General features: G+C 72.2%; 8 protein-coding genes and 1 pseudogene. 5 read left to right on the top strand and 4 right to left on the bottom strand.

Features of this window, described 5'->3' with window-relative positions:
* Window position 1 precedes the first annotated feature (1 nt).
* The 5 genes and pseudogenes from JNW89_RS01270 (at window position 2) to JNW89_RS38450 (ending at window position 6,942) form a co-directional block, all read left to right on the top strand.
* Complete coding sequence (locus JNW89_RS01270; protein WP_238447286.1) at window positions 2-901, top strand: carbohydrate ABC transporter permease; 900 nt, start codon at window positions 2-4, stop codon at window positions 899-901.
* A 55-nt stretch (window positions 902-956) separates the two neighbouring features.
* Window positions 957-1,775, top strand: a pseudogene (locus JNW89_RS01265) (hypothetical protein); the annotation flags it as partial.
* 23 nt (window positions 1,776-1,798) lie between these two features.
* Window positions 1,799-1,975, top strand: coding sequence for a hypothetical protein (locus tag JNW89_RS38455; protein WP_375155028.1), 177 nt, complete (start codon window positions 1,799-1,801; stop codon window positions 1,973-1,975).
* A 57-nt stretch (window positions 1,976-2,032) separates the two neighbouring features.
* A complete protein-coding gene (locus JNW89_RS01260) occupies window positions 2,033-3,289 on the top strand; it encodes a Gfo/Idh/MocA family protein (protein WP_238447284.1) in 1,257 nt (418 codons plus the stop codon).
* Window positions 3,290-5,328: 2,039 nt separating this feature from the next.
* The gene (locus JNW89_RS38450) at window positions 5,329-6,942 is read left to right on the top strand and encodes a glycoside hydrolase family 13 protein (protein ID WP_375155027.1); all 1,614 of its coding nucleotides are present in this window, start codon (window positions 5,329-5,331) and stop codon (window positions 6,940-6,942) included.
* A gap of 159 nt (window positions 6,943-7,101) precedes the next feature.
* Here JNW89_RS38450 and JNW89_RS01250 read toward each other — a convergent pair whose 3' ends face one another.
* Genes JNW89_RS01250 through JNW89_RS01235 form a run of 4 tightly spaced genes read right to left on the bottom strand, consistent with a single transcriptional unit; the run spans window position 7,102 to window position 11,688 of the window.
* Entirely contained in the window at window positions 7,102-7,773 is a 672-nt protein-coding gene (locus JNW89_RS01250; RefSeq protein ID WP_238447282.1) for a TcmI family type II polyketide cyclase, read from the bottom strand.
* On the bottom strand, window positions 7,773-9,110 hold the full coding sequence (locus tag JNW89_RS01245; RefSeq protein WP_238447281.1) for a cytochrome P450: 1,338 nt from the start codon (window positions 9,108-9,110) through the stop codon (window positions 7,773-7,775). The genes JNW89_RS01250 and JNW89_RS01245 overlap by 1 nt, the downstream gene beginning before the upstream one ends.
* Complete coding sequence (locus JNW89_RS01240; protein WP_238447280.1) at window positions 9,107-9,427, bottom strand: putative quinol monooxygenase; 321 nt, start codon at window positions 9,425-9,427, stop codon at window positions 9,107-9,109. The genes JNW89_RS01245 and JNW89_RS01240 overlap by 4 nt, the downstream gene beginning before the upstream one ends.
* Entirely contained in the window at window positions 9,424-11,688 is a 2,265-nt protein-coding gene (locus JNW89_RS01235; protein ID WP_255540252.1) for an FAD-dependent oxidoreductase, read from the bottom strand. The genes JNW89_RS01240 and JNW89_RS01235 overlap by 4 nt, the downstream gene beginning before the upstream one ends.
* Window positions 11,689-12,071 lie beyond the last annotated feature (383 nt).

The raw sequence follows: 12,071 nt of genomic DNA, 5'->3' as shown, positions 1-12,071 counted from the left end.
CATGTCGACCCGGACCCTCGGCGCAGCCGGAACCGCGCCCACCGTCACGCCCGCGCCCATAGCCCGCCGCCCCGGCACCCTCGGGCGGGTGCTGCGGGCCGCGGCCCTGATCGCCTTCGCGCTGGCCTTCCTCTTCCCCTTCTACTACATGTTCATCGGGTCGTTGCAAACCGAACCGGACACCTCCCCGGCCGGGGCATTCCCCACCAGCGGCCTCACCCTGGACAACTACCGGGAGATCAACACCGAGATCAACCTGCTGCGGTCACTGGTCAACTCCGGCATCTTCACCGGCGGGGTCATCCTCGGCACGGTCGTGTTCGGCCTGCTCGCCGGCTACGCGCTGGCACAGCTCAGCTTCCGGGGCCGCAGCGCGCTGTTCAGCCTGGTCCTGCTGGTCCAGGTGGTCCCGTTCCAGCTCCTGCTGATCCCGCTGTACGTGCTGATCGTGCGCGGCTACGGGTTGGCCGACTCCTACCTCGGCATGATCCTGCCGTTCGCGATCAACACCACGGCGGTCTTCATCTTCCGGCAGTTCTTCCTGCAACTGCCGGCCGACCTGTTCGCCGCCGCCCGGGTGGACGGCGCGAGCGAACTGCGCATCCTCTGGTCGGTCGCGCTGCCCCTGGTCCGTCCGGCACTACTGACCGTGGTGCTGCTGACCTTCATCGGCCCGTGGAACGAGTTCCTCTGGCCGTTCCTGATCACCAAGCAGACCGACATGCAGCCGCTGGCGGTCTCGCTCGCCAACTATCTGAGCACCGTCGCCGCGCGTGCCGCCAACCCGTACGGGGCGGTCCTCGCCGGCGCCTGCGTCCTCGCCGCCCCGGCCGTGGCGCTCTTCGTCGCCTTCCAGAAGCACTTCACCTCGAACAACATCGGATCTGGCGTAAAGGGTTGAACCGTTGACTGTCTCCACTGCCGTCCCGTACACCCTCACCCGACTGGGCGTCGTCATGGCACCCGCACCGGGCGAGCCGCTGGAAGCCGAGGGGGTGTTGAACCCGGCCAGCGGCCGTACCCCGGACGGGAAGCTCCACCTGCTGCCGCGGCTGGTCGCCGAGGGGAACGTCTCCCGGGTCGGGCTCGCCGAGGTCGAGTTCCACGACGGGGTGCCGGCCGGGGTGGCCCGGCGCGGCGTGGTCCTCGCCCCCGACGAGGGGTGGGAGCGCGGGTTGAACAACGCCGGAGTCGAGGATCCGCGCACCACCTGGGTGCCGGGCCTCGGCAGCCACCTGATGACGTACGTCGCCTATGGTCCGTTGGGCCCACGTCTGGCCCTGGCCGTCTCCACCGACCTGCGCACCTGGCGCCGGCTCGGTCCGGTGCAGTTCGCATACCAACCGGACCTGGACACGGACCTGAACCTCTTTCCGAACAAGGACGCCGTCTTCTTCCCCGAGCCGGTGCCCGGCCCGGACGGTCGCCCCTGCTACGCAATGCTGCACCGACCGATGTGGGACCTGGGCTGGTTCCGTCCCGGCGAGGGGGTGCACCTGCCGGCCGGGATCACCGACGAGCGGCCCGGCATCTGGATCTCCTACGTCCCGGCCGAGGAAGTGCACGCCGACATCACCGCCCTGGTCCGGCTCCGCGACCACCGCTGCGTCGCCCTGTCCGAGTTCCCCTACGAGGAGCTGAAGATCGGTGCCGGCCCGCCGCCGGTCCGGGTGGCGGAGGGCTGGCTGCTGATCCACCACGGGGTGACCGGCCACATCCCCGACACCTTCGACCCCAGCACGCAGCAGGTCGAGTACGGGGCCGGGGCGATGCTGCTCGACCCGGCGACCCGGGTCGGGTGCTGGCCCGCACCGCCGAGCCGGTCCTGGTGCCCGAGACCGAGGACGAGCGCTCCGGCACCGTCCCGAACGTGGTCTTCCCGACCGCGATCGAGGAGGTGGACGGCGTCCGGTACGTCTTCTACGGAATGGCCGACGCCAAGATCGGCGTCGCCCGGCTCGACCGTGTCCGGTGAGCCGTGCGGCACGGCCGGCCATCGCGACCGGGCGGGCTGCACCGACGGGCGGATCCGGTGACCGGCCATACCGCGCTGCGCCTCGGCATCGTCGGGGCCGGCGGCTTCGCCACCTTCCTCACTGGCGCCCTGCGTGACCTGCCGGACGTGACAGTGACCGTGGTCGCGGACCCGGACACCGACCGGGCCCGGCGGCTGGCCGAGATCCTGGCCGCCCGGCCGGTGCCGGACTGGCGGGCGCTGGTCACAGCCGACGACGTGGACGTCGTGGTGGTGGCCACCCCGCCGGCCGGGCACGCGGAGACCACCCTCGCGGCGCTGCGCGCCGGCCGGCACGTCTTCGCCGAGAAACCCCTGGCCGTCAACGAGGACGAGGCCATCGCCATCCGGGACGCGGTCGCGGCCACCGGTCGCGTCCTGGTGGTCGACCACGTACTGCGCTACAACCCCGTGATACGGGCGCTGGCCCGGCTGCGCGACCCACGGTTCGCCGCGCCGCCCGGTTCCCCGTCCGACCCGCTGCTCGGTCCGGTCCGGCGGCTCGCCTTCGAGAATGACGCCAGCGACGAGGACCTCGGCCCGGGGCACTGGTTCTGGGACGAGCGGGTCAGCGGCGGGATCTTCGTCGAGCACGGCGTGCACTTCTTCGACGCGGCCGACGCCCTCGTCGGCGCGATCCCCGAATCGGTGCAGGGCATACTCGGCCACCGCCCCGAAAGCAACCTCCTCGACCTGGCGGTCGCCACCACCCGCTATCCGGACGGCGCGCTGGCGACCTTCGCGCACGGCTTCAGCCACGCCCACCGCTGCGAGCGGCAACTGATGCGGATCGACTTCGGCACCGCCGAGGCCCGGGTGACTGGTTGGATCCCAGTGCACGCCATCGTCGACCTCTGGACCGATGACGCCGGAGCAGCGCTGGTCGAGGGCCTGCCGGCCCGGTCCGGGGAACTGCTCGCCGTCGACGGCCACCGGCTGCCTGACCCGGCCGCCGTCACGGTGGCGGTACACCGGCACGCCGGCCCGGAACACGCCCGGGAACGGGGCCACGAGCGGCGGCTGCCACACCGTTGCCGGATCACTCTCGACCTCGGCGGCGAGGCCGCCAAACCACACGTCTACGCCGAGAGCGTCCGCGCCGCCATGCACGATTTGGTGCGCTGCGTCCGCACCGGCGACCGACCCGTCGCCGGAATCACCGAGGGCGCCACCGCGGTAACCGTCGCCGCCGCGGCCGCCCGCTCCGCCCGCGAGGACCGCACCGTCCACCTCAGACGACGGTCCCCGAAACACCCCACAGTCTGCCCGTCCTGACCGAGGAGACCCCCGTGAAACGCCGATCGCTGCTGCTGGGCGGCCTCGCCGTCACCGCTCCGCTGTTCACCCCCACGCCGGCCGAAGCCGCCAACACCCGACGGAGTACGGCCGCGCCTGAGGGGCCGCTGACCAACCTCGCCCACCTGGACTTCCTCCGGCAGGACGTCACGCCGCCGGACCAGCACGGGCACACCACCTACCGGCTCGCCGACACCCCGGGAGTCGGGGTGCTCTGGACCTACGCCGAACCCGGGCCGGACGGCGCGTTCCGCCGCGTCGGCGGTGGCGCGTACGACCCGGACACCGACACCTGGGGGCAGGGCGCCTACAACGCCGACGACATCTCCCGAGCCGCGGTGGTCTACCTGCGGCACTGGCGGCGGACCGGGGCCGCCACCAGCCGGAACGCCGCCTACCAGCTCCTGCGCGGGCTGACCTATTTGCAGACCGCCGACGGCCCCTACGCCGGCAACGTGGTGCTGTGGATGCAGCCGGACGGCACGCTCAACCCGAGCGCCGAGCCGAAGGAACTGCCCGACCCGTCCGACAGCGACGCGTCGTACTGGCTGGCCCGGACCATCTGGGCGCTCGGCGAAGGGTACGCGGCGTTCCGCGACACCGACCGGGACTTCGCCGGCTTCCTGCGCGACCGCCTCGACCTGGCGATCGCCGCCGTACAGCGTCAGGTGCTCGTCCGCCACGGCCAGTGGCAGATCATCGACGGGGACCGTACCCCGGCCTGGCTGATCGTCGACGGCGCGGACGCCACCGCCGAAGCGGTCCTCGGACTCGCCGCCTACGTCGAAGCCGGCGGCGGCACCACCGCCCGCCGGGCGCTGCGCCAACTCACCGAGGGCATCGCCGCCCTCGCCGACGGCGGCGTGCGGGAATGGCCGTTCGGCTCGGTACGACCCTGGGCGCTGTCCCGCTCCGTCTGGCACGGCTGGGGCGCCCAGATGCCGGCCGCGCTCGCCCAGGCCGCGCAGGCACTCGACGACCGGACCCTGCTCGGCCCCGCCGTCACCGACTCCGCCGTCTTCACCCCCTGGCTGCTCACCTCCGGCGGCCCGGACAACGGCCGGCTGCCCACCCGCACCGACCGGACCCAGATCGCCTACGGCGTCGACTCCCGCGTGCAGTCCCTGCTCGCCGTCGCCGACGCCACCGGACGTTCCGGATTCGCGCAGCTCGCCGCCCTCACCGCCGCCTGGTACTTCGGCGCCAACCCGGCCGGGACACCCGGCTACGACCCGCACACCGGCCGGGCCATCGACGGCATCAACGGCGACGGGCAGGTCAACCGGAACTCCGGCGCCGAGTCCACCATCCACACCCTGCTCAGCATGCTCGCCCTGGACGCCCGGCCGGGACTGGCCGCACTCGCCCACCACACCGAAATCGTCGAACGGGTCGGCACGGTGACCCTGGAAGCCGAGGACGGCTCCCATCAGGGCGGCGCGACCGTGGTCACCCCGCCGTCGGCGTGGACCGGCGAATCGCTGATCAGCGGAAGCTACGTCGACCTGCCCGCCGGGGCCGGGCTGCGCTGGCAGCTCCCACCGGCCGACCAGCCCCGGCTGGTGCTGCCGGTGGTGGACCTGCGCCCCGGCGTACCGGCCCGGACCGTCTGGCACAGCGACGCCGGACCGCTCGGCGAGGTCGACCACGCCCGGGTCGGCGCCCAGGGCAGCTCCCCGGCGCCGGGTGCGCTGCTCCCGGTCACCCTGCCCCGCGAACTCGCCGCCCACGCCCACCGAACTGACCGCTCAGGCGACGGCCGGCAACCCGGCCACCGTCGACGCGGTCATGCTGGAACCGCTGGTCTCCCGGCTCACCCTGGCCGGCGACGGACACAGCACGACGCTGCTGCGCAGTGCCGCCCGGGCCAGCCAAACCGCGCAGGTCACCGCCGGCGGCACCGGACCGGCCACCGTCGAGGTGTACGACGCGGCGGGCGCGCTCCACTCCCGGCACGCCAGCACCGCCACCCAGCTGCGGGTCACCGTGCTGCCCGGCGGCTTCACCCTGGTCCGCCGTTGATCGAGTCCGCGCCGGGCCAGCCGTGGTGGCGCGGCGGCGTCTGCTACCAGGTGTACGTCCGCAGCTTCGCCGACTCCGACGGAGACGGGATCGGGGACCTGCCCGGCGTGACCGCCCGCCTGCCCCACCTGGTCTCCCTCGGTGTGGACGCCGTCTGGCTGACCCCGTTCTACCCGTCACCGATGGTCGACGGCGGATACGACATCGTGGATCATCGCGACGTCGACCCGCTCTTCGGCACCCTCGCCGACGTCGACGCGCTCGTCGCCGAGGCGCACCGGCTCGGCCTGCGGGTCGTCTGCGACCTGGTGCCCAACCACACCTCGGACCGGCACCCCTGGTTCCGGGCGGCGCTCGCCGCACCGCCGGGCAGCGCCGCCCGCCGCCGGTACGTCTTCCGTCCGCTCGACGAGGACCACCCGGACCGGCCACCCAACGACTGGCGGTCGGCGTTCGGCGGGAGCGCCTGGCGGCGGGTGCCGAGCCCGAACGGCGGGCCCGACGAGTGGTACCTGCACCTGTTCAGCCCCGAGCAACCCGACTTGAACTGGGACAACCCGCAGGTGCCGGCGGAGTACGGGGAGATCATCCGGTGGTGGCTCGACCGGGGCGTGGACGGGTTGCGCATCGACATGGCGCACGCCCTGTTCAAGCACCCCGACCTGGTCGACGCCGGCCCCGGACAGCACACCGAGTTCCGCCGCAACCACCTGATGCCCTTCTTCGATCAGGCGCCGCTGCACGCTCTGTACCGGCAGTGGCGGACCATGGTCGACGCGGTGCCGAGGGAACGGGCGCTGATCGGGGAGGTGTGCCTCTTCGACGCCGACCGGCAGGCCCGCTACGTCCGGCCGGACGAGTTGCACCAGGCGTTCACCTTCGAGCTGCTGGAGTGCGACTGGTCCGCCCCGGCGCTGCGGGACACCATCGGGCGCACGCTTGAGGCGTACCGCCGGGTGGGTGCCCTGCCGGCGTGGGTGCTGAACAGCCACGACGCGGTCCGGACCGGCACCCGCTACGGCGGAGGAGAGCGGGGGCTGCGCCGGGCGCGGGCCGCCGCCCTGCTGATGTTGGCGCTGCCCGGTGCGGCCTACGTCTACCAGGGGGAGGAGCTGGGGTTGCCTCAGGTGGACCTGCCCGACGAGGCGCTCCGTGACCCGCTCTGGGAACGTTCCGGGCGGACCGTGCGCGGGCGGGACGGGTCCCGGGTGCCGATCCCGTGGACGGTGGACGGCGCAACGTACGGCTTCTCGCCCGAGGGAGCCGATCCGCCGTGGCTGCCGCAGCCCGACGGCTGGGGCGCCTGGAGCGTGCAGCGGCAGACGGCGGACCCGGCCTCCACCCTGGCGCTCTACCGTGCGGCGATCCGGCTACGCCGAGAGCTGGGCAACGGTGTTGCCGCCGTCGACGAGCTGACCTGGTGGGATACCGGGCCGGACGTGGTGGCTCTTCGACGCGGCGACGGGTTCGGCTGCGCGGTCAACGTCGGCGACCAGGCGGCGCCGCTGACCGGCGTCGGACGGGTGCTGCTGGCGAGTGCACCGCTCCGAGCGGCCGACCGGATCCTCCTGCTGCCGCCGGACGCCGCGGTCTGGTTCGTCCCGTCGTAAGGTACGTGGTCGACCACGCCGCGACACCCATAGTCCGCAGCAGGCGCACACCATCAGGCGCTCGACCCGCGTTCCCGCAGGTCGAGCGCCTGTTGATGTTGCGGGCTCGGAGGGAATCGAATCCCTGACCTGCTGATCCGCAGCGCTTTGTCGTGGTCGTCAGTCCTCGGCTCGCCAGCGGTAGAACTCGTGGGCCACCGAGTCCTCCGGCCCGTGCCACGTCTCGGGGTTGTACGGGCTGATGTACGGGCTCAGCTCCGCCATGATCTTGGCGAACACCGGCTGTTCGTGGTCCTGCCCCGCGCCGTCGGCGGCCGCCGCGTCGGTGCGTTCCAGCAGGTGCACGTAGACGTCGTCGATCGAGTACAGCCAGCGTCCGGTGACGCCCAGCTGGACCGGCAGCGACCCGGCGTCGGACTCGCCGAAGATGCGGGCGACGTCGGGCTCCGCGCCGGGCTTGATCCGTCCGAGGATGACGGTGAGGTTCCGGCCGGCCGACTCCGGCGCCGGGTTCTCGGGGACCCAGCTGTAGAACTCCTTGGCGACGGAGTCGGAGGGGTTCTTCCAGTATTTCGGGTACGGCGTCACGTACGGGGCGATGGCTTCGGCGATCTTCTGGAACGCCGGCAGTCCCCGGGTCTGGCCCGAGATCCTCGGGTCTTCCTTGCGTTCGATCACGTGGATGTAGAGGTCGTGGAAGGAGAGCAGCCGTCGTCCGATCACGCCGAGGTCCTGCGGTCGGGTCGACTTGTCGTAGTAGCCGAAGACATCGCCGACGATGTCGTCGCTGCCCGGAACCATGTGGCAGACGATCACGTTTCGGAAGACCATTACCGCTCCTCGGGTGTGTGGACGGGTGCTTGCGTGGACGGTGATCTCTGGCTGCCGATCGGGGGCGGCGCCTCGGCGCCGCTGCCGATCGGGGGCGGCGCTGCGGCGCCCCCGGCGGTGAACTCGACCGGGAGTTCCAGCAGGCCACGGAACGGTGATCCGGCCGGCAGTCGGCGCAGCTCGGCGACCGGCACCGCGAGCCTTAGCTCCGGTAAGCGGGTCAGCAGCGCCTCGATGGCGATCTGTGCCTCCATCCGGGCCAGCGAGACCCCGAGGCAGTAGTGGACGCCGTGGCCGAAGCCGATGTGCGGGCCCCGCACGCGGCGCAGGTCCAGCCGGTCCGGGTCGGCGAAGTGGGCCGGGTCGTGGTTCGCCGCGTTGATCACCACGCCGACGATCGACCCGCGCGGGATGCGTACGCCCTGATACTCGACGTCCTCGGTGGCGATCCGGGGACTGGCCACCGGCAACGGGCCGTCGAACCTCAGCAGCTCCTCGATGGCCGAGGGCAGCAGTTCCGGTTTGGCGCGCAGCAGGTCGAGCTGGTCGGGGTTGGTCAGCAACGCCACGGTGGCGTTGCCGAGGAAGTCGGCGGTGGTCTGGTGCCCGGCGAACAGCAGCAGGAACGTGGTGGTGACCAGTTCGGATTCGGAGAGCTTTCCGTCGTGGTCGCAGGCGTCGATCAGGGCGCTGATCATGTCGTCGCCGGGGTGCTCGCGTTTGGCCTGGACCAGGGCGGCGAGATAGTGGTGCAGCCGGAGCTGGGCCTCCTGCACGGCCGCCCGGTCCTCCTGCGGGCTGCGGCCGGACGACCCGGACGTCCTGATCACCTGGGTCCAGTCGAGGACCGGCTCGTGGTCGGTCTCCGGGATGCCGAGCAGTTGGCTGATCACCATCATCGGTAGCGGGATCGCGAAGTCGTGCATCAGCTCGGCCCGGCCCTGCGGGATGACCTTGTCGAGCAGGTTGTCCACGATCTCCGCCACGCGGGGCCGCATGGCCTCGACCCGGCGGGGCGCGAACGCCTGCGACACGATCCGGCGCAGCCTGGTGTGCTCGGGCGGGTCCGCGTTGAGCATGTTCTTGTTCAACGCCTCGGAGTTCGGCCCGAAGATCCGCAGGTATTCCTTGCCCGGGCCGTAGAGGTCCTTGGACAGCCGGGGGTCGATCAGCGCGGCCTTGGCGTCGTCGAACTGGGTGATCAGGTAGGAGTCGAACCGCGGCGAGCTGATCGGGCACACCGGCTTCTCCGCCCGCAGCCGGGCGAAGGTGGGATAGGGATTGGCGGCGAAGTCGGGGGTGTAGAGCTCCGACGCGGGTACGGCATCCTCGGTCATCGCGACTCCTCGGGCTCGCTGCGTACGCTGTGCAGAACCTGGTAGGTGTGCCGCTGCGCGGATTCGCGAAGCTCGCGGATCATCTGCAACAGCCGTTCCCGGTGCTCGCTTCGGCCGAAGGCGTCCAGCCGTTCCCGGTCCGCCCAGTCGCTGATGATCAGGTAGCTGCGCGGGTCGTCGGCGTCGCGGACCAGGTCCTGTTTCAGGCAGCCGTCCAGCGCGCGGATCTCCTCCGCCGCCGAGCGCCACTCCGCCTCGAACCGTTCCTCGCAGCCCTCCCTGGTACGCATGGCGAGCACGGTGCGTACCGTCGTCATCGCGCGCCTCCGAAGACCAGTTGCAGGTGCTTGCCGAGCGCGTCGGCGTCGATCGGCTGGCTGCGGAACCCGACGTGCCCGTCCGGGCGGATCAGGTACAGGCCGCTGCCGTCGACGCCGTACGCGGCGCGGAACCCGCCTTCGGCGTCGTGCACCACCGGCGGATCCAGCAGCGCCGGCACCGGGGCGTCCGGGCTGAGCAGCAGGTAGATGTCGACCTGCCCGGAGGTCTGCCGGCGGACGTCGGCGCAGAGCTGCCCCAGGGCGGTCGACGCTGCCAGGTCGGCGGAGCGATCGGCGTAGAGCAGCAGCGTGTGCCGGGTGCCGTGGGTCAGCTCGTGCAGGCGCAGCGGGTGCCCGACGCCCCGCCGGTGCAGGCCGCCGACGTCGGGAGCGCGGTCGCCAGGCCCGGGGCCGGCGCGCAGGGCGTCGGGAGCGGACAGCGACTCGCCGACCAGCGGACTGTCGGAGTAGCTGAGCAACATGGACATCTCCTGGAGGAACTGCCGCTTCAGGTCGTCGCGGTCCAGCTCGTCGGTGAAGGCCAGCCGCACCGCGCGCCCGACGATCTCCTCGCCCTCCGGGCGCCGTTCGGTCTCGTAGCTGTCGAGCAGCCCGGGGGCGGCGATCCCGCGTACCGCGAGGGCCAGTTTCCACGCCAGGTTCCAGGCGTCCTGGATGCCGGTGTTCATGCCCTGGCCGCCCGCGGGCGGGTGCAGGTGGGCCGCGTCGCCGGCCACGAACACCCGGCCGTCGGCGTACCGGTCGACGATGCCGTGGCTGATCCGGAACACCGACGACCAGCGCAGGTTCGACGCGCGGGTGCCGGGCGGGGCCAGCCGGTCCAGCGCGACCTGGAGGTCGGCGAGGGTGGGTTCGGCGAGTTCCTCGCTGAATCCCGGCGGGGCGTCCTGCCCGCCGGTCTGGGCGAAGAACCGGGGCGGTGCGAGGGTGGCGATCCGGTACCGGGACTCGCCGCGCAGCGGCACGCAGACCAGCATCCCGTCCATCTGGCCGTCGGTCTCGTGCATGAACCGGAGCAGGTGCCCGTCGGGCATGTCCCAGTCCACGTCCACGTCGCAGAGCATGAACAGCTGCGGGAACCGGCCCAGTCCGCCGGAGAACGTCAACCCGAGCAGCTCGCGGACCTTGCTGTGCGCGCCGTCGCAGCCGACGAGGTACTTCGCGCGTACCGTCTCCTCGCCGGCGGCGGTCGCGAGCGTGGCCAGCACGCCGTCGTCGTCCTGAGTGAACGTGACCAGCTCGGCACCGCGCTGCGGGCGTACGCCGAGGGTGGCCAGCCGTTCGGTGAGGATGCGCTCGGTCTCGTACTGGGGCAGGCCGAGGTGCGCGTAGGGCAGCTCGGGCAGCTCCCAGCTCATCTGGTGGGTCTGCACCCCGTTGACGAACACCGTGTTGCCGGTCAACCAGATCCCGGCGTCCATCGCGTCGCGCACGATGCCCTGGCTCTCCCAGATCTCCATCGTGCGGCAGTGCACGCCGATCGCCTTGTCGGCCTGCCCCGGCGGGGTGGCCCGCTTCTCGACCACCCGGCACTCGATGCCGCGCCGGGCCAGCTCGACGGCGGCGGTCAGCCCGGTGGGCCCCGCTCCGACGATGAGTACGTCCGTTGTCGTGTGCACGTCGATCTCCTTGCCCGTACTCGGTTCTCGCCTGGTGTCGGGATGGGCCGCGCTGTGGAACAGGCGGCGCCGGAAGTCGAGGAGGAACGGCGCGATCGGCCCGGCCTCCTCCTGTGCGTGTGCGGGGTTGCCGATCCAGCGGAAGAACTCCGCCTCGCTGCGCCATTCGGCGAAGATGTGGTGGACGTCCGAGTCGGGCTCGCGCAGCAGGTCCTCGCGCAGGTAGCCGGGCACTCCCGCCATCCGTGCCTTCACCTCGGCGTAGCCGCGGGTGAACTCGGCGAGCCGGGCGGCCGGCACGATGACCTCGACGTCGACGAAGATGCTCCGCCCCGGCCCGCCGTGCTCGCGCATCACCCGGTAGCTGTCGGCCGAGGGCGGCTCCCGCAGCGGGCGGACGGTGGCGGAGAAACGCGCGGCGACGGGCCCCCTCTCGTAGCCGCGCAGCGCCGACTCGTCGGTCCACTCGGTGACGACGACGAGCGAGCGCGGGTCGTCGGTGTCCAGGAGCAGGGCCTGCCCGAGGTTGCCGGGCAGCTCGCCGACCTGCCCGGCGACGGCTCGCCACGCGGCTGCCACGGCGTCCTCGCAGCCCGGCCGCGCGCGAATTCGGCACATCGTCCTGATCATGGAAGCTCCTTGGACGGCCCGCGCGCGACGGTGCGGCGGTGGCACCTTCGAAAACGGCTGACGTCGGCCGTTGCCGGGCGGGAGTCGCGAGCGGTGAGCGTTCTGCGGATCATTCACGGATTCCTTCCTGGGCCCCGCGGAGGTGGTTCCTCGTCCGGTCCGCCGGCTCACGGTCGGGACGACGGCCGGCGGGCGTCCTTTCTCGACCGGTCGCCCGGACCGAACGGCGGCACTCCCGGCTGGGCTGGGTGACAGGTCCCGGCCAGCGGCGCCCGGACCGCGACGCCGTCGTCCTGCGACCTTGCCGGACCTCGCGTCACCCCGCCGTCACCGGCGACCGGCGCCGGGTCCGGCCGCGTTGACGGGGCGGG

This window comes from Micromonospora sp. 4G55 (assembly GCF_016803375.1).
This window is presented reverse-complemented; position numbering and strand designations above follow the sequence as displayed.

What these genes read in the sequence shown, in the direction of transcription:
- JNW89_RS01270 (WP_238447286.1), top strand. Translation starts at nt 2, where the DNA reads ATGTCGACCCGGACCCTCGGCGCAGCCGGAACCGCGCCCACCGTCACG.
- JNW89_RS01250 (WP_238447282.1), bottom strand. Translation starts at nt 7,773, where the DNA reads ATGGTCTTCCGAAACGTGATCGTCTGCCACATGGTTCCGGGCAGCGAC.
- JNW89_RS01245 (WP_238447281.1), bottom strand. Translation starts at nt 9,110, where the DNA reads ATGACCGAGGATGCCGTACCCGCGTCGGAGCTCTACACCCCCGACTTC.
- JNW89_RS01240 (WP_238447280.1), bottom strand. Translation starts at nt 9,427, where the DNA reads ATGACGACGGTACGCACCGTGCTCGCCATGCGTACCAGGGAGGGCTGC.
- JNW89_RS01235 (WP_255540252.1), bottom strand. Translation starts at nt 11,688, where the DNA reads ATGTGCCGAATTCGCGCGCGGCCGGGCTGCGAGGACGCCGTGGCAGCC.